We start from the raw sequence: 16,626 nt of genomic DNA on the forward strand, positions 1-16,626 counted from the left end.
TCATTGGTGATTGGTCATCAGTCGCTCAACTCCTAAACAATCTTGTATACTGGGTTTCATGCTGCATACTAGCCAGGGATAAACCCCAACTACAACAAGCGAGGTCATCATCCTCCAAAGCGAGAATTTCCCCCATTGTAGTACTTAATACGTCTTGTAACCCTAATAACAATTGTTGCCCAGCAGTTTGACCGAGGGGAATAAGTTTGATTCCCGCAGTAATTAAATTATTTGCCCAACTATGCAGATATGTCAATAATGCAGTTTGGGGGCTAATTTGCCAGTGAGCCGAAGCGATACCAAAAGCGATCGCATAATTGCAAGGATAACCCACAGCAGTAGTCAACGGTAAAACCTCTGGTTCCAGCTTACCTAATAACTGCAAGAGCGATCGCCCCATTTGCCAACTAGAAGCACGTAATTCTTCCGCATCCCTCAATGCTGATAACCACAAATTCCAGCGGCATAAAGCTTCTAAATCACCAACTCTCGCAGCTTGCAAAGCTCTTACCATCACCGCCCCATCAAGGCGAATTGATCCATAAATTAACTCAGCTTCCAACCAATGTTTTAGATGTTCTACATTAGTAATAGTCGAATTTTCTACCAACATTTCCAAACCTTCAGAATAACTATATGCTCCCACTGGTAAGGCTGGACTCGCCAATTGCAAAATAGATAAAAAACTCCTATGCGTGAGAATGTTGTCCATAAGCTCCTAATTCTGGTTGAAAAGGTACAACTTCCTCCTTAATTTCTAACCCCAATTGTGCCAACATCGCGTATAAAATTGGATCTGGAGACAAGCGCAAATAAGTGGAATTAATTTCCAGAGATACGTGACGATTTCCTAAATGATAAGCAGCCCTTAATAACAGCAAAGGCGTTTTTGCATACACAGTTAAAACAGGCTCAGACTTAGCAATAATTCTGATTAAATTATCTTGGCTTTCATCAGCTAAAAGATCACCATTATGTAAAACCGTCCCCCTTGGTAAATGTAAAAATACCACCTTCCCATCCTCCAATGTAAACCGATGACGGCTGCGGGTGCGTTCTTCTGCGGTGAGTGCCAGAGTGAGCGTAACTACAGCATTAGAGTCAGATGGCTTACGTTGCGTCAACGTCAGCATAATTTTAGTCAATCATCAATACATATTCTTGTTGGATTTTAAGGCTTTCTTGTCCAAAAAAACTATTTTTATAGCGTTTCCTCATCACATGAGGTACACCATAGCCCCCTCATCGCTTGCGGGGTGTGGTTTTTGTACCTCACTCAACCGATAACCGCTATAATTTATGTTCTGGTGTTTCCTAAAATATAAATAACCCCATCTCCTATTAGGAAACGGGGTTAAAAATTTGGTATTTAAAAAATTTAATTTTCATCTCTGGAGTGAACTTGAGCCGGAGGACTAGTTGCTTCCACCGCTGTAAATGGTTGCAGAATTCTATAAGAATGAATTGCTCCCTTTGGTACAACCCAAGAACTTCCTCTTTCTAGCAAAATTGTTTGTCCTGCAATATCCAATTCTGCTTGACCATTAATTACATAACCAACAGTCTCATATTCTCGCTGAGTTGGCTGTTTTTCCTCACCTGGTTCCTCATTTTCCCACAGCCGCATAGAAACAGTTTTTCCAGATGCAAGATACTTTTGACCAAGTTGACCTTTTGGGGAATAGGCAGAATCTACTTTTTTAACACTGGTGTCACTCATAATAATCTAGGCTACAAAAAGCATTTACATGAATATAAAGCACAAAACAGCTTGATTACTTACATCTTGTCTCTCAATACTCTTTCCGGTGGTATATTCTCTTGGTAATATCCATGTCTAGTTCCAGTAATTGGCTCTACAGATTTCTCAACATTTGTTTGTACATCGTCTAAAAACTCTCTTGTAGATTCAGGAATTGGTTCATCAAGATTGAGTTTTTCTTTAATATTATCGCCAGTATCTTTGTGTCTTTTTTGATCGTTTCTCAGTTCCGCTGCATTTGGAGTACCTTTGTAATAAATACCTTCTGGTGTTTTCACAGTATCCGCTTGTGCTACTAACATAGTATGAGCATATCCAAAAGATTGGAATCCAAAAAAGGTTAATATTACAAAAAATATTACCAAAATTTGACGTTGTAGATTCTTAAGAAACTTGTTCATAAACATCCTTCCAGAAATTATAGGTTGAAGAAAAACTTTGAGGTATTGTGTTAAAAAAACGAAAATTCTACATTGTCACAGCAGCCCCAGTAGTTGGTTTAGGAGGCTTGATACCAGCCACTAACCTCGCCTGATAAAGCTCTATTAATCGCTGTTCATATTTCCCTAAATCATTTTGTATTTCTTTAAAAATTGCCGTTGCTACAGGGTCAGTATACATTGCAGATAAATTGCTCATATCACCAATACCTGTTTGGATATCACCCAATGCACAACGAAGTTGATAAATATCATCACTTCCTGTCAAAGCTGTTTTTACTTTGGCATATTGATTGGCAATATTTGCCGCTAAAGAGGGTTTCTCATGCAAGCGCTGAAGATAAATTTCCAGTTTTTCAATATGACGCTGTTTATTGGTTATCATTTCTTGAAACAGCGCTTTGATTTCTAGATCAGATTCCTTTTCTACATATTTTTCTAAAGCTTCTAATGAATAACGTTCACCAGCTAAAGCAGTATTTAAACCTTTTATAATTTCATTCTTAGTTGAACCACCCCAAGCATCAGCTAATTTCCACCATTCCGCACTTGTGTCTTTTATATCAGGCAATTCTACATCTTTACCACCATAACCTAAACGGTTTAAAAGGGCTGTTGTGAAAATTGCTAAGTCTCCAGGTTCACGAGATGTAATTAAATTTCCATCCACGACTACCGACTCATCTAGATAAGTTGCTCCAGCATTGCTGATATCTTTGCGAATAGCAGTAAATCCCGTTGCTTGTTTACCTTTGAGTAAATCACCTTCAATTAAAACTTGTGGCCCGTGACAAATTGCAGCTACCAATTTACCTTGATTCATCGCATCTCTGACAAAGCAAACTGTATTACAATTGCGCCGCATTTTATCAGGAGCCATACCACCAGGAATTACCACCGCAACAAACTCTTCTGCCAAAGCTTCTGCTGTCGTTGCTTCAGCCTGTACACTTAATTTACCTCGTTTACCCTTATATTTTTCATTCATCCGTGAACCAATGACTACTACCTCCATTCCGGCTTGTTTTAACCCATTACAAGGAACGATAAATTCTACATCTTCTACCCCTTGTTCAATCAGGATAGCTATTTTATTTTTGCCAGAATGATGATTATTTTGATGAATTTGTGTCATACTGTTTCTCCTAAAGTCAACTGACTAAATCACACTATTGACGAATAAATTTAACTTGTTGATGATGTAGCAAATAATTCCTCATAATCATGTGAAAAATAAGTGTGAAATTTTCTAAATTTATCTGGTGTAATAGCATTCTGCAAAACTGCAAAAACAGCCCTAACATGAATTGCGGCTGTAGTAGGTTCTATATTTTCCTTTTGACTGGCACGCTCAATAAACTCTTGTAGATGAAAAGATTGAGTAGCTTCGGTTTCTCTTCCAGACAAAGATTTACCTAATTCTTCTGGTAGTTGTGCCGCTATTTCTTGAGCTTCATGATTAGGAATAAGCTCTTTAATAGTTCCTAATGTGGCATGAGTAGCTCGTTCAGCTTCCTCACGAGAATTTGATTGAGCTAGACTTTGAACATGGGTAATAAACTCTGTATATTCCATTAGATATGCCCCTTGTTAAAAATTACAAAGTTCAAAATTAATGAATAGTGTTTTTGAAGGATTTTTTTAGATTTATGAATTTATTAAAATGAAAGATACAATATATATTGTATATAGAACACTTCAAATTCACACTTATCAGTGTAAGCTTTAAAAACTTGATTCACTTCGTTCTCAGGGGATATATTTTTTATGACTAAAGTTATATATCTCCATATAGATATATTTATATGAGATTACTAGTTTTTTGCTTGAAAAGCTCTATACAGCGAATTTCATTTAAATGAGATACAAACTTGAATAATGAAACTCTTATGGTGCGGGCATCTTACCCGCTAGGTAAGTACCTCCTGACAGCAAAATCTGCTATATATCTAAAGCTGCGTGTCACACTTAATGTAAGATTAGAGAGTGCATCAGATGCCAAAAATCTGCTGATACTAACCAATTTATAGGTCTGATGCCTCCTACTAAAATCAAAAGTAGTAGAGACATCAATCGAATTTAAATATGTGTCTTCATGTGTCTTCCATAACTCCTGTAGAGACATTGTGGACAACATCTCTACATTCAGAAGTGTTCAGTTGTCAATTAATAGTTATTTGCACAAGTAAGCATTTCCCTATCAGCTAGATAAAGATTAGCTACAGCATATTTAACAACCACTGACTCTTGTGTAGCATGACAAGAACTTTTTACGGCTTGAGTTTTGACTGGATCTTTCACAAGTTTAGCCTGGTATGTGTAGAGAGAACCAGACGGTTTTTCAAAAGTTAGCTCTGCTAACATCGTATTATTATCTAAACTTTTCTCTAATATCTTACCTGCTACTTTATAGTTAAACCAATCCCATCCTTGATGAAGAATTATTTCTCTTTCCAAAATCTGTAATGCAGACGGCAAAATTCCCCAGCCACGATAAACCTTATTCAAAAATTTAATATCACCAGTACGAGTTAGAATGGATTTGAAAGAATCATGATCAAGAACACCATAATATCTTCCTTCCATCAAATCTATAGCTGTAGGTGCAAAGCGATGTCCACCAAAGTGGCTTGATTTCCAAATTCGTACATTATCAAAATGTAAATCAGAAATTATATTTTTAGCATAATAGTAAAAAGGATTTCCATATCTAGCACAACACTGGTCATGGCTACCATGTGTACATACTAAAATATCTCTATTTATCCCATTTTCTACTTGATAATCTAGATTTTCATCTAACAACCATTTATTTATAACTCCTGCTACTTGTTCAATATTTGGTAACTTGAACTCTTGCTTACAGTATCCATTGATTAGACCTTCTTGTTTTTTATAAATTAATAAGGTTGTTTCTTCTACTTTATGTGATTGATCATTAGCAATTAAAAGAAACTGAATTGATAGCTTACTGCGTTTTAATTCTTCTACTAAAACCCGTAAATTATCTGGAACCCATTTGGATTTAAATGCTTCTGACATCCACGGTTGAGGACATTCCACTAAAATGTAAGTTTGATAGTTAGTGGCACTACCAATAATATCTTCTCCTATGTGCCGCGAATAGTCAGAGCAAAACATCGTATTCATATAAATGTACTCAAGAATTGATTTTATAGACAAAGGTAATGAAAAAGTAAAATTGTGTTTTTAGCTACCAGTCCTGATGTTTTCCTAGATTTATCAACTAAAAACAAGTAGCCACTTTATAAATTTCTGATTTTTTGAAGTCCTTCCGGTTAATAAATCCCCCATTTCTAGAAATAAGCCTCCCCATACAAAATATTTCCGTAACAGTCAAGTTAATTGTGTATCTAAGTTCGTTTAGCAATTCATGAAATTTCACCTATCAAAACATGGACTTACAGAAAGTTAGATTTTACGCTTTTAGTGGATAAATTAAACCCTACTGGAGTGGGAGTGAAAAAAAATTAGTGTTAGGGTACATTTGAGAAGTTTAACTTTACACTTTACCCAATGATTAAAATACTTTTATTAATTAGGGGTAAAACTTATGTACTAAAACTAGGCGATTTTAAACTAGTATCAAGTAGTAGCAGCAAGGGAGATAAAGCATCTTTGGCAGCGCTAATTTACCGTAGGGTTATTTAAACATTTCGGTAGTTTGTCTAGTCGTATCTTCAGTATAACTATAAGACTAATATTTGATCTTTGAAAAATACGTAATGTATGTATAGAAATGCATTATGGCTACAATAAATTGCAACAAAATACACTATCCTAAGCTTTAGGGATTTCCAGAAAATAAATAATCTCATCTTGTGGGGTAGGCATCCTGTCTGCCCTTTGCCCTTAATAATTAGCGGGCAAGATGCCCGCACCACAAGAAATATTTGTATATTTTTTTATTTGAAAGTCCCTTATGTACGTTACACTTTTCCATCCTAACGTACCCTACAAACGCTACTTGGATTTTTTTAACTTCAGGACTTACGTACTGTATAAACTGCATATGTATGATATATATGACCGAAATAGCTTAGTTTCAGGCTTTTGGAATCGCATATTAGTGCGGTGCGTCAGATAGTGACAATCTGTGGTGTCCTAAATTATAGGGTCTGACGCACCCTACAAGAGATAAAATCCTTCATTCATATTTAATAAATTTTGTCAATAGATATCTGCTGGAGACGTTACATGGAACTTCTCTACCAAGGTTCTAAGAAACGCACATTTAATTTTCACGCTCTTGTCTAATGCGTAAGTCCTAATTACAGCAAGTCTTAATTATGGTCAAGGCCATTGTCTCACTTTTTTATGTACCTGTGCTAAATACCACATATAATCATCAATTTTATATGTATCAGCAGCTTTAACTATATATTTTTGTGCTAATTCAAAATTATTTTCGGTTTCGTAATATAATCCCAGATAAAGATGACTATAAAAATTTCCTTTAATTCCTTGCAATTTACCTACATTTAAAACATCATCTGGTGTGCAGTTGCCCGCAAAGAAATCATACACACTCTGCATAATCTTTCTGGGGTCATTTTTTACGGTTAACAGAGAATTACGCGCTTCAGATACACCTAAATAACGCGCTATACAAAGATATCGCCAAACTGTTTCTTCCACATCTTGAGCATTGACAGTTAAATCTATTTCAAACTGTTTTGCACCATCAGCAAATCTTTCTACATAATAATAAGATAAACCACGTTGCCACAGATAGGGTGTGATTTTAGAATCTAATTTTTCTGCGGTGTCAAAGTCTTGAATAGATTCTGCAATTTTCCCAAGTTTAAAGTAAAACATTCCTCGCTGAATGTAAGCATTAGGGTTGTTTGGCTGACTATGAATTATTTCGTTCCAGCGTTGGAGTTGAGATTCTAAGGAATTGTTAAAAAACATAAATTTGGTTATTTAAGGCAATTTTTAGGTAAATCAGCTATATTATTTTAGCTGTGGTTGTAATAACAAAAAAAGGATGATGAAAGCTGAAATTAAAGCAATAAAAATCATGATGAATATTAGTGACTTGTTTTTTTGAATTGTCTGTTTATTTTCTGGCTGCGTTTCCAAAGAATTGGGGCTTTTTCTGTACTCTTCCCATACCTCCAATTGTAAACTACTTGATAAACCGCGCCAAACTCCCGAATCAATTAGTGTTGATTTATTTTGAATTCCTGTGACAATTACTAAAGGTACATTATTGTAAGTAATTCCTTTTGGTAAAGATTTTTCTTCAAATTCAAAAGCTAGTTCATCTCTTAATTTCTTGCAATTTTTACCTATTTTATGATTGTTATTGGCAGAAAAATCATGAATATTGATAACTTCTTCTACAGATAATTTGCTAATATCTGCTTCAATTTTAAATCCATGATCATGATCAAAAATCACAGCTTGGTCTATTTCTGTTCTTAAGGTTTCTCTTAGTTCATCTCGTAAAGCAGCAGCAGCGATAGCTCTAATTTTTTGTTCATTTTCTTCGGAATCTTCACCTATCCAAGCTACAGAATTACGGATTTTGCGGTCACGAAAATCTACTCTTTCAATGGCATCAAGTCCAGTAATCAGTAATAATAACTGGCTACCATATCGCCCAATAAAAAGAGAAAAAACTTCACTTTGAATCAGTTCATAAACCTGATTTTTTCTGATAATTTCAGGTAGTTCTGGTATCCAAGCGTAGCCTTCTTCTTGAGAAAATCCTCGACTGCGAATGTAAATCTCCATATCAAATTCCTAATCAATATTTAGCAGATTGTCACCCTGTAAAACTACGAAGCTATTATTAGCTTTGCATCCCTTGGCAAATTCACGCACGGCATCTTTGAGATGATTATCTAAACCAACCCACTCGCGGATAAAATTGAATAAGCTCCAATGTTTTTTATCAATATGGAGTTTGAGCAAAAACCGCAAAAGATATCTCAGAGGTTGTTCACTATCTTTAGGATTATATTTAGCATCATGAGAAGTTTTGCGAAAGATAAATAATGGATTATTCCCATTCATTTCTATGCGAGAAAAATGCACGCTACCTACTGTTTGTACAGGTGTGACAATTACAGCTACTTTAGGAAGTAGCGCTTCGGTTTTAAAATCTTCAAGTAATTTGGTATATCCAATTTTTACCTGGTTCATTAATTCAGAAATACTTTGCTCATTCTGTAAATATTTTTCACATCTCACAGGGGCAAATATTACTAACCTTGGTGAATCAAGTTCTCGATAAGCTCTTTGAAAGATATTAGTTATCATTTGTGGTTTGTTAATTGAATCATGCCATTGACCATTTTTTTCCATCAAAGCAGGGGTATCAATAGCAATAATTACAGCCGCAGATTCCTTAACAAAATTTTCAATTCGTTCTTTTTCTTCACGGGGACTTTTAGAACCGTGGTATTCACCAGGATAGTCTTGAAAGTTGAGCATTAAGGAAGGTTTAGCACCTTTTTTACCAAGTTCAAAAAAGAAAGATTTATAATCTTCAGTATTTTGCATCCATCCTTTAGTTTCAAAATTATCAGGAAGATTTTTCAGTTCTGCTAGACGTTCTTGCAAAAGTGCTGAACTATCTAAATCAGGTGTGAGTTGCAGATTAGTTTTACCGATGTTACTTTCAAACTGCTCATACATAGCAGTTAAAAGACTTGTTTTACCAACGCCACTGGGGCCAAGCATTGTTATTTTTAGTTCGTGCATTTAAAATTTTTACCTTAGTTTGTTAATTCAAAAATTGCATGGAGTCTAATTGATTAGCTGCGGCTACTTGTTCTACTGATTTTAACCATTCTCGACGCAGTTTAGTCCGTTCTCCTAATTGCTCAAATTCTTCTTGCCAAATTTCTGCACGCATTTCTTCTAAAAAGATGCGCCATTCGGTTTTTGCACCTTCAGAACGAAGGACGCGATCAACAAATTCTTCAACTATAGCAAAAGCTGCTTGGCTAGGTTCACAGAGTAAGTCTTCTAAAGCAGTTTCGCAACCATAAACGGCTTCTGCTTGTAGTGATTTTAAGTTGGCTAAAAGTTCTTTGGCTGAGGGAAATGTGGATAGTTGGAGTGAGGTATCATCTGGTGTTAATCCATCTAAATGTTTGCGGATACGGTGCTGAATTAAGCCGCGATAGGAGATATCAAAATCTGAGAGGATATGAAATCCTAGTTTGAGTTTGCTGAGGTTTTCGGGGATGAGATTGGCAATTTCTGTAAAGAATTGCTCTTTTTTCTCTGCGGTGAGTTTTCCTAAAAGTCCTTGTTCTATAAGTACTTGGGCGACATTGGCTTTAACTTGGGAGAGCGATCGCTTTAAAGCATCATCCAGCAAGAGGAAATTTTGCGATAAGTGCGCTCGAACCTCGTTCAGATACTCGTAGTAGGCGTTTGGATAGCCACCGATGCGATCGCGCCTTTTCTCGATTTGCTCTAGGCTAGGAATACCAGTATCATGGCGACAAGCTTGAATCGCCTTCTCAACCTGCTGCTTAAAATCAAGATCGTCAGCGTTTCTTTGTTTTCTCAGTTGTCTGAGTAATTTTTCCAACCCACTAGTTAAATCGTTCCAAAGTTGATCAAATAATTGCTCAAATAAAGGAAACCAATTATCTTGTTGAGTCGTTTCTCCCAAAACATGACGCGCTTTTTCTAACTCAGCATCAACTGAATTTTGCAAACGCATTAATCGCTCTTGACAAGATGCTCCATATTGCTGATCTAAAGACTCAATATTAATAACTAAATAATTGAGAACCGTATCTAAAACTTGATTTGCTGCTTCATTATCAGCACAATTAGCAATTAAACAATCAACTACTTTGATGTGTTTATCTGTAAAACTTTCTGCCAAATCTTGACAATTATTAGAGTTATCTCCATTTTTAGAATTAGCACTAGTTTGATTAAGCACTATAAAAGACCACAAATCAATGGGCAAATCAACCAATGCAGCGCGAGAAGTGTCATAAAGTCGCACATCTACATCTGCCCAATAATCGCCAGATGATTTTGGCATTCTCACAAATAAAACTGCATCTACATCTTGTCCCAAAGTCTTCATTAATCTTTCTTCATCACCAACACCTGTATCACCCAATCCAGGCATATCTACTAAAGCAATTTGTCCCACATCAGCATTAGGAAAATTACAAATAATTTTCACTTCTCGCACTGCTAAATAATTAAAAAATACCCTTTGTCCATCAGCAGTATCTTGAGCCACATATTCCCGAATTTCATTTCTAGAAATCCGCCGAGGGACAGTTTCTCTCAACAGGTGACGATATTTTTCTAAATGTGTATGATATCTCGTTAAATGTTCATACATTGCACCTGGTTCAGCATATCCCGGCAGGTTTTGTGGTAAAGCTGGAATAGGATTGGCAGCAAATTCGGCAATTGTAATTGGTGTATTACCCAAACGTAGTTTTTGATAATAAGGACTAATTACTTCATCTAAAAAAGATCGTTCTGAATGAAACCAAACCTCACCATAAGTATCGACATTCAAGTTATGGTGAATCGTACTTCTCACCCCAGTACAATGTTGTCTATCACCATCAGGAATTTCAGCAGTACTCAACCCTGTTAAACTTTGTAATAAGCGGCTTTTTCCTTGACGTGCGCGTCCAACTACCCCAATATTAAGGGTGTCACGACAGAAACGCATTTTCAATTTGCCCAATTTATTGAGTTCGTCTGCAATGGTGTTTTGAATTGTTGTCAAATCAATTTCTTGCAAACGTCCATAAACATTTTTATCATCAACTGCCGTTAGCAAGTAATGACGGTAGCTTTCTAGATAATCTAATTTAGAATAAAGAGAATGTAGGTTTGCCTCTACAACTTGAATTTTATCAATTATTGGGCGGCGTTTTTCAATAATGCTGGTAATTTTTCCAATTCTATTAGTCGTTATGTACATAAAATAATTTCTTAAAACAGTGAGCCTCTATAAATTATCGCTTATAATTGCCTCAATTAACTCCATGCACCTCCTAAGAAGAAAGGACTTACGCAAAATAGAACGGAAGTAGGGGTAATTCATGAATTACCCCTACGCAAGAATCAGGTTTTGAGTTTAATCTTGCGTAAATCCTAGAAGAGATAATGATTCCCTTATCGGTGCAAGATTAGCTGATAAATGGTATCTTCATCTTTTTCTTCCTCTGCGTTCTCTGTGCCTCTGCGGTTAATTAAAATTAATATTTTTATAACAGCAAGTATTTATAAATTGTCTATATCAACTCCTTTAGCTTGCAATTTGGCTAATAAATCATGATATTGCTGAAGTGCTGCTTCTTTCTCTCGACATTCCTTTTCAGCCCGTTGATATTCCTGTTCAGCACGTTGATATTCTTGTTCTCGTAGTTGATCAAGTTCTACAGATGTGAGAAACTTTCGTCCATCAGGATAATAAATTTCTAAAGTATCTGGAGTAAGTTGAAACTGTATACCCAAGCTTGGACTTATCCAACCATTAATTTCTTCAATTTCGGCAAAAGAATCTTGAGAACGCAGAAAACCGGATAATTCTAATGTATCTGGGTCATAAACATAATATTCTTCTACTCCATAACGTTGATAAAAAAGTGATTTATTAATCATCTCTTGAGTTCGGTTTCCAGGTGATAAAATCTCAAAAACCACCTGGGGAGGAATATTATTTTCGTCCCATTGTTTATAGGAACCTCTATCGCCTTTTGGTCTGCCAAAAACGACCATGACATCAGGTGCTTGGCGAGTTTTAATACTTCTTTGAACAGGATACCATAAAAGATTTCCACCGACAAAAACATCATCCCGTGATGCAAATAAGATTTCTAAGTTTTCTTTAATAGTGACAATCCAGCGAAATTGTTTAGTATTATCTGCCATTGGTTGTCCGTCGCTGTCTGGGTAGATGATGTCTGGTGCGGTTTCTGGGGTGAGTTGCTGTACCATAGCTAGACCTCCAATTTTAGGGAGTTGTGCTGATAGTCTTAGTTTAAAGGTGGGAAAGTGCGATCGCTTAACGGACAGTAATTAAAATAATCACATTTACTAAAGCCTAATCCATCCAACAGGTAGAAGCATTTACTGGCAAAATTCGTTATTTTAAAGCTAGTTGCTCAAAAATCAGGAATAAATCCAGTGGTTCCCCTTAAAGACAACAACCCCGTACATATTACGCCTTATGTAACTTATGCGCTAATTGCTATCAATATCCTCGCTTTTCTCTATCAAGCCAGTCTCTCTCCTCAAGCATTAAATGTGTTTTTACATTGGGCTGCTGTAGTTCCTCAAGAACTCAGTTTAAGCTTTGCAGGTATTTCTGTAAATCAACCTGTACCAGAATGGGTAACTTTAATTACTGCTCAATTTCTCCACGGTGGTATTTTGCACCTAGCTGGTAATATGTTGTTTCTCTGGGTTTTTGGTAACAATGTTGAAGAAAAGTTAGGTGGAATTAAATATTTACTGTTTTATTTATCTTGCGGTGTTTTGGCATCATTAACACAATGGTACTTTTCTCAAAATTCTAGCATTCCATCATTGGGTGCAAGTGGAGCTATAGCCGGCGTAATGGGTGCATACATTATTCGTTTTCCCCAAGCGGAAATTCTCACGGTACTTCCTTTGGGTATTTTCTTCCCGACTTTCCGGGTTCCTGCATATTTCTTTTTAGGATTTTGGTTTGTCCAACAAGCTTTTTACGGAATTGCGAGTTTAGAAACACCCACTAACATCGGTATGGAAAGTGGAGGAATCGCTTATTGGGCCCATGCAGGTGGTTTCGTATTTGGGGCAATTCTTGGCCCTTTGTTGGGTTTGTTTAATGATAAATCTTACAAAGGATAGCAAAGTGCTGATACCAATTTTATGTGAGATTGCACATAATTCTGAAATCCATTGATTTATCTGTCTTTATCCGCGTTTATCTGCGTGCATCCGCGTTTAATTATTCTATGCAGCTTCATATTAATCTGGTATGAGTGCTAACCTAACTTGTAGCTTCAGACATTCCCAGGAATTTTTGTGTCTGTTCAGTGATACCAAACAAGCTGTCTGCATGACAGAAAATTTCCCAAGCGCGAACTCCCATAAAACCAATACCTGCAACTGCAAGGGGTATAGCTGCTGCGCCTAAAAGTGCAGCTATAGGTGGAAATATCATACAAATGGTTAAAAGAATCCCTGTGATCACACCACCTGCTATACCTGCTTTAGCGGTAGCTGTGGCGACTTTCTGCACTAATTCTTGTTGTGTAATTTTGCCTTCGACGCACAACAATGAGTTTTCTAAAATGGAGAATACCAACTCAATTGCTGCTGCGGCAACGGCTCCTTTTAAAACTGCTCCTACTACTTCTGCCACTGCGGCTTTAAATGCTGCGTCAGCTAAAACCTGCTGGGCTACGGCTAGTTCTTCTGGTGTCATGTCTACACCACCACGAGCGCGGTTAATCCAAAAATGCTCAAAAATGCCGTTAGTGGCTTCGCTGCCACCTCCATTCACATGAGCTTGAATGTGACTCCAGTCTTTATCTTGACAAAATTCTCGAACTGCTTCAGAACCTTGAGCGCGAATTTGTGCGGGAATGGTTTCAAACACTTTTGCGGCTTCTTGAATATCACGCATTCCATTACGCACTCCAGCCCGTGCAAATTTGAATTGCAGATTTGCTGGCAAGTTTTCAAACCGGATATGATGAGCGATTTTAAAAGCTTCTTGAGTGGCAATTGTACCAGCACTAACGATTGAACTGGGTGCTGCTTGTGCAAAATTGCCTATTTGAGTTGTAGTTTCTTGTATTTTAGCAATGCCTTGGTTAGCTAAATTCTGAGTATCAGTAACAGCTGCTTTTACCTTGAGATTAAGAAATTCGAGGGGGTTAAGATTACTTTGCATACCTGGTATATGAGCTATTACTGTAATGTGGTTGCCTACATACTTTATTTATACCATAATCTCAGAAATCTAGTTTAAGTGGATTCGCGGAACTAAAAATTTCCCGACTTTTTGTGAAAATTTCGCTATTGCTGATTTTTACAGTCGGGAGAATGTTAACTAGAAATACTTTCAATTAAATGCCAATGTCGGCTTTGTTCAATGGACTGCCTCACAAAATCAAATATTTGTCGGCAGTGATTATTTAATTGAAGTGGGAGTTCCTCATTTTTCATGATCATACTCATCCCAGTTTCGGTTTCGGTAGCATTGGATTTATCAATCAGTACCTCTATTGTCACTAATTTAGAAAAAGATACTTGACCGGGAATTTCCCGCGCCATAATGTAGTCGGGTGTATAGTATTGAACATCTAAATGACATTCCTGTAGAAGTTGTATTAGTAATCCTTGCAACCGATCAATGGGAACAGAAATAATAAACGAACAGGTATACCGAGCCATAATAGCCCCAAGCCTTGTAACACTCTGTTCATCCTATAATACGGAAGCTCATAACGGGCAATTCATTGAGAGATTTATTATCGAAAGCAATTTTTTTGATGCTGCGCCTCTACTAAACACCGCAGCCACTGATGCGATCGCTCATTTTGCTCTAAACTTGGCTATAAACATTGTAGAGACGTTCCATGTAACGCCTCTACTTTCTTTGTTCCCAGAGGTCTAATCACTAAATAACTGGTGCGGCTGTCACTACAAACCACAGTAAAAGGGCTAAAATTACCACGCCGATTTTAATGAGCAGGTGTGTAGTAGTATCAGGGATGATAAAATCATGTGTCATCTTATTTCACCTCCATTTACCACTTGCTAACTAAGCTATTTGAGTTTGGAGCTAATTTAATAAAAGTGAGTAATGCTTGAATCGACTTTCTATTTTTATTATCGCCTAAAAATAACTACAAAAAATATTGAGCAGAATTTAGGAGTCAGGAGTCAGAAGTCAGGAGTCAGAAGTCAGTTGATACTTGGTTTTGAGTTAAATTTTGTACTTCGTTTACCTGCAATATACTGTATGTAACATTTTGTAGATTTATTTGGTAGACAATTCCCGCCGATATTCAATTCTTAGGCGTTGTTTGTTCGATTCTAAGAACGGAAAGCGAGAAATCTCTGTTAATCCCAATGCTGTAAATTGAGTAAGTTCGGACTCAGACACAAACCAAGGTGGGCCATCTGGTTCGGCTTCTGTTTCTCGAAATCCTGTAATTATTAATAAGGTTCCCCCGACTGCAACCATAGAAGCAACTGATTCAATTACTAAGGAACGTATATTCAATGGCAATGCTTGAATATTTCGACATTCAAATACTAAGTCAAAAGCCTGCTGCCATTGGAGAGGAATTGCGAACAAATCTGCAACCATATAAGTAACGGCAGAATTAGGAAATCTCTGTTGACACCAGGTAACTGCGGTGGGAGAGATATCAAAGGCTGTAACTTGAAATTCATGTTTAGCTAAAGCTTCAGCATCATCTCCCAAGCCACAACCAATTACCAGTGCTGAATGTTTGTCACGGGTGAGAGGATGAGTATGAAGCCAATCTTGTAAATAGGGATGGGGAGTTAAGTTTGCCCAAGGTACTTGAGTTGCATCACCTTGAGATTCTGCATATAGAACTTCAAACCAGGATGAGGGGTTTGATTGTGCGATCGCTTGGTTGGCTAATTGTTTAATCTTCTGCTGTATGGTTTCTGGTTGTTGTTCGCTCATATTCATCGGGGTTGATTGCTAAAATATAGACTAAATCAATGCGATCGCTCTCCAGAATTTTTACTTTCAAGCGATCGCTCTCCAAAACTAGCTACTATTATTACTCTGGAACATCAACCAAAATATTGCCATCTTCCACACGGACAGGAAAAACTGGCAGGGTTTTGGCTTCGGAAACCATTGACAGTAACTTACCCACTCCGGGGGGCCAAGGACACCAAGTTTTCACTTCACCGCTACTCAAGTCAAAAGCACTACGGTGGAAAGAGCAAACGATCGCTCCATCTTTAATTTTCCCAGATTTCAAGGGTAATTTTAAATGCGGGCAGTTATTTTCCACAGCGTAGAGGTTATTTTCGTGGTTCAACACCAGAATATTTTTGTTACCTACTTTCACAACTTCTCTAGCACCAGGTGCTAAGGCATTAGCCGCTAAAATTTTAGTCCAGGCCATACAGTTCTCCTTTCTTTACAGACCTGTTTCCAGTTTCCCGCAATTGTGTCCAGTGCGATCGCTTATAGTCAGTCTAACCACTGGTGACAATCCCTAGGCTATCTTAAAAAGAAACGCTATAAATATTGGCTCTTCATTACCTATTATGCCAAATTATTAGCAGTAGGCATAAAATACTATTAAAAAACATATTAAAAACTGACTAAAAGTCTTACAGGTATTGACATATGAACAATATATATTGTTAAGTATAAATACAATTAACCGTATTTTTAGA

At 36.9% G+C, this 16,626-nt stretch carries 18 protein-coding genes; 2 read left to right on the top strand and 16 right to left on the bottom strand.

The annotated features are described in order from the left end of the window. Nucleotides 1-25: 25 nt before the first annotated feature. The 12 genes from AC012T_RS05900 to AC012T_RS05955 form a co-directional block, all read right to left on the bottom strand. The gene (locus AC012T_RS05900; protein ID WP_487063944.1) at nt 26-712 is read right to left on the bottom strand and encodes an urease accessory protein UreF; all 687 of its coding nucleotides are present in this window, start codon (nt 710-712) and stop codon (nt 26-28) included. Continuing rightward, complete coding sequence (gene ureE / locus AC012T_RS05905; RefSeq protein WP_487063946.1) at nt 690-1,133, bottom strand: urease accessory protein UreE; 444 nt, start codon at nt 1,131-1,133, stop codon at nt 690-692. The genes AC012T_RS05900 and ureE overlap by 23 nt, the downstream gene beginning before the upstream one ends. A 245-nt stretch (nt 1,134-1,378) precedes the next feature. Continuing rightward, a complete protein-coding gene (locus tag AC012T_RS05910) occupies nt 1,379-1,720 on the bottom strand; it encodes a cupin domain-containing protein (RefSeq protein ID WP_438888757.1) in 342 nt (113 codons plus the stop codon). Nucleotides 1,721-1,779: 59 nt separating this feature from the next. Beyond that, on the bottom strand, nt 1,780-2,163 hold the full coding sequence (locus AC012T_RS05915; protein WP_487063948.1) for a hypothetical protein: 384 nt from the start codon (nt 2,161-2,163) through the stop codon (nt 1,780-1,782). Nucleotides 2,164-2,230: 67 nt separating this feature from the next. Then, nucleotides 2,231-3,337: a DJ-1/PfpI/YhbO family deglycase/protease gene (locus AC012T_RS05920; RefSeq protein WP_487063950.1), complete on the bottom strand. Its 1,107-nt coding sequence runs from the start codon at nt 3,335-3,337 to the stop codon at nt 2,231-2,233. A 50-nt stretch (nt 3,338-3,387) separates the two neighbouring features. Continuing rightward, nucleotides 3,388-3,777: a DUF2267 domain-containing protein gene (locus AC012T_RS05925; RefSeq protein ID WP_487063952.1), complete on the bottom strand. Its 390-nt coding sequence runs from the start codon at nt 3,775-3,777 to the stop codon at nt 3,388-3,390. A gap of 591 nt (nt 3,778-4,368) precedes the next feature. Continuing rightward, entirely contained in the window at nt 4,369-5,352 is a 984-nt protein-coding gene (locus tag AC012T_RS05930) for a ferredoxin family protein (RefSeq protein WP_487063954.1), read from the bottom strand. Between the two features lie 1,164 nt (nt 5,353-6,516). After that, a complete protein-coding gene (locus AC012T_RS05935; protein ID WP_487063956.1) occupies nt 6,517-7,137 on the bottom strand; it encodes a tetratricopeptide repeat protein in 621 nt (206 codons plus the stop codon). A gap of 42 nt (nt 7,138-7,179) precedes the next feature. After that, nucleotides 7,180-7,965 carry a hypothetical protein gene (locus AC012T_RS05940; RefSeq protein WP_487063958.1) on the bottom strand — a complete coding sequence of 262 codons (786 nt, stop codon included), beginning with the start codon at nt 7,963-7,965 and terminating at the stop codon, nt 7,180-7,182. Nucleotides 7,966-7,974: 9 nt separating this feature from the next. Beyond that, nucleotides 7,975-8,937 carry a TRAFAC clade GTPase domain-containing protein gene (locus tag AC012T_RS05945; protein WP_487063960.1) on the bottom strand — a complete coding sequence of 321 codons (963 nt, stop codon included), beginning with the start codon at nt 8,935-8,937 and terminating at the stop codon, nt 7,975-7,977. A gap of 22 nt (nt 8,938-8,959) precedes the next feature. Continuing rightward, nucleotides 8,960-11,155 carry a hypothetical protein gene (locus AC012T_RS05950; protein WP_487063962.1) on the bottom strand — a complete coding sequence of 732 codons (2,196 nt, stop codon included), beginning with the start codon at nt 11,153-11,155 and terminating at the stop codon, nt 8,960-8,962. 302 nt (nt 11,156-11,457) lie between these two features. Further along, entirely contained in the window at nt 11,458-12,174 is a 717-nt protein-coding gene (locus AC012T_RS05955; protein WP_487063964.1) for a Uma2 family endonuclease, read from the bottom strand. 189 nt (nt 12,175-12,363) lie between these two features. Between AC012T_RS05955 and AC012T_RS05960 the strand changes: the two genes are divergently transcribed. Continuing rightward, on the top strand, nt 12,364-13,071 hold the full coding sequence (locus tag AC012T_RS05960; RefSeq protein WP_487063966.1) for a rhomboid family intramembrane serine protease: 708 nt from the start codon (nt 12,364-12,366) through the stop codon (nt 13,069-13,071). Nucleotides 13,072-13,213: 142 nt separating this feature from the next. Here the strand turns inward: AC012T_RS05960 and AC012T_RS05965 are convergent, their stop codons facing one another. Both AC012T_RS05965 and AC012T_RS05970 read right to left on the bottom strand, forming a co-directional pair. Continuing rightward, the gene (locus tag AC012T_RS05965) at nt 13,214-14,122 is read right to left on the bottom strand and encodes a hypothetical protein (protein WP_487063968.1); all 909 of its coding nucleotides are present in this window, start codon (nt 14,120-14,122) and stop codon (nt 13,214-13,216) included. A gap of 155 nt (nt 14,123-14,277) precedes the next feature. Beyond that, a complete protein-coding gene (locus AC012T_RS05970) occupies nt 14,278-14,625 on the bottom strand; it encodes a hypothetical protein (RefSeq protein ID WP_487063970.1) in 348 nt (115 codons plus the stop codon). Between the two features lie 412 nt (nt 14,626-15,037). Between AC012T_RS05970 and AC012T_RS05975 the strand changes: the two genes are divergently transcribed. After that, nucleotides 15,038-15,202, top strand: coding sequence for a hypothetical protein (locus AC012T_RS05975; protein WP_487063972.1), 165 nt, complete (start codon nt 15,038-15,040; stop codon nt 15,200-15,202). A gap of 12 nt (nt 15,203-15,214) precedes the next feature. Here the strand turns inward: AC012T_RS05975 and AC012T_RS05980 are convergent, their stop codons facing one another. Beyond that, a complete protein-coding gene (locus AC012T_RS05980; RefSeq protein ID WP_487066472.1) occupies nt 15,215-15,895 on the bottom strand; it encodes a class I SAM-dependent methyltransferase in 681 nt (226 codons plus the stop codon). A gap of 100 nt (nt 15,896-15,995) precedes the next feature. Further along, nucleotides 15,996-16,349, bottom strand: coding sequence for a Rieske (2Fe-2S) protein (locus tag AC012T_RS05985; RefSeq protein WP_487063974.1), 354 nt, complete (start codon nt 16,347-16,349; stop codon nt 15,996-15,998). Nucleotides 16,350-16,626 lie beyond the last annotated feature (277 nt).

This window comes from Anabaena sp. EIM26 (genome assembly GCF_057568715.1).

What these genes read in the sequence shown, in the direction of transcription:
- AC012T_RS05900 (WP_487063944.1), bottom strand. Translation starts at nt 712, where the DNA reads ATGGACAACATTCTCACGCATAGGAGTTTTTTATCTATTTTGCAATTG.
- ureE (WP_487063946.1), bottom strand. Translation starts at nt 1,133, where the DNA reads ATGCTGACGTTGACGCAACGTAAGCCATCTGACTCTAATGCTGTAGTT.
- AC012T_RS05910 (WP_438888757.1), bottom strand. Translation starts at nt 1,720, where the DNA reads ATGAGTGACACCAGTGTTAAAAAAGTAGATTCTGCCTATTCCCCAAAA.
- AC012T_RS05915 (WP_487063948.1), bottom strand. Translation starts at nt 2,163, where the DNA reads ATGAACAAGTTTCTTAAGAATCTACAACGTCAAATTTTGGTAATATTT.
- AC012T_RS05920 (WP_487063950.1), bottom strand. Translation starts at nt 3,337, where the DNA reads ATGACACAAATTCATCAAAATAATCATCATTCTGGCAAAAATAAAATA.
- AC012T_RS05925 (WP_487063952.1), bottom strand. Translation starts at nt 3,777, where the DNA reads ATGGAATATACAGAGTTTATTACCCATGTTCAAAGTCTAGCTCAATCA.
- AC012T_RS05930 (WP_487063954.1), bottom strand. Translation starts at nt 5,352, where the DNA reads ATGAATACGATGTTTTGCTCTGACTATTCGCGGCACATAGGAGAAGAT.
- AC012T_RS05935 (WP_487063956.1), bottom strand. Translation starts at nt 7,137, where the DNA reads ATGTTTTTTAACAATTCCTTAGAATCTCAACTCCAACGCTGGAACGAA.
- AC012T_RS05940 (WP_487063958.1), bottom strand. Translation starts at nt 7,965, where the DNA reads ATGGAGATTTACATTCGCAGTCGAGGATTTTCTCAAGAAGAAGGCTAC.
- AC012T_RS05945 (WP_487063960.1), bottom strand. Translation starts at nt 8,937, where the DNA reads ATGCACGAACTAAAAATAACAATGCTTGGCCCCAGTGGCGTTGGTAAA.
- AC012T_RS05950 (WP_487063962.1), bottom strand. Translation starts at nt 11,155, where the DNA reads ATGTACATAACGACTAATAGAATTGGAAAAATTACCAGCATTATTGAA.
- AC012T_RS05955 (WP_487063964.1), bottom strand. Translation starts at nt 12,174, where the DNA reads ATGGTACAGCAACTCACCCCAGAAACCGCACCAGACATCATCTACCCA.
- AC012T_RS05965 (WP_487063968.1), bottom strand. Translation starts at nt 14,122, where the DNA reads ATGCAAAGTAATCTTAACCCCCTCGAATTTCTTAATCTCAAGGTAAAA.
- AC012T_RS05970 (WP_487063970.1), bottom strand. Translation starts at nt 14,625, where the DNA reads ATGGCTCGGTATACCTGTTCGTTTATTATTTCTGTTCCCATTGATCGG.
- AC012T_RS05975 (WP_487063972.1), top strand. Translation starts at nt 15,038, where the DNA reads ATGCTTGAATCGACTTTCTATTTTTATTATCGCCTAAAAATAACTACA.
- AC012T_RS05980 (WP_487066472.1), bottom strand. Translation starts at nt 15,895, where the DNA reads ATGAGCGAACAACAACCAGAAACCATACAGCAGAAGATTAAACAATTA.
- AC012T_RS05985 (WP_487063974.1), bottom strand. Translation starts at nt 16,349, where the DNA reads ATGGCCTGGACTAAAATTTTAGCGGCTAATGCCTTAGCACCTGGTGCT.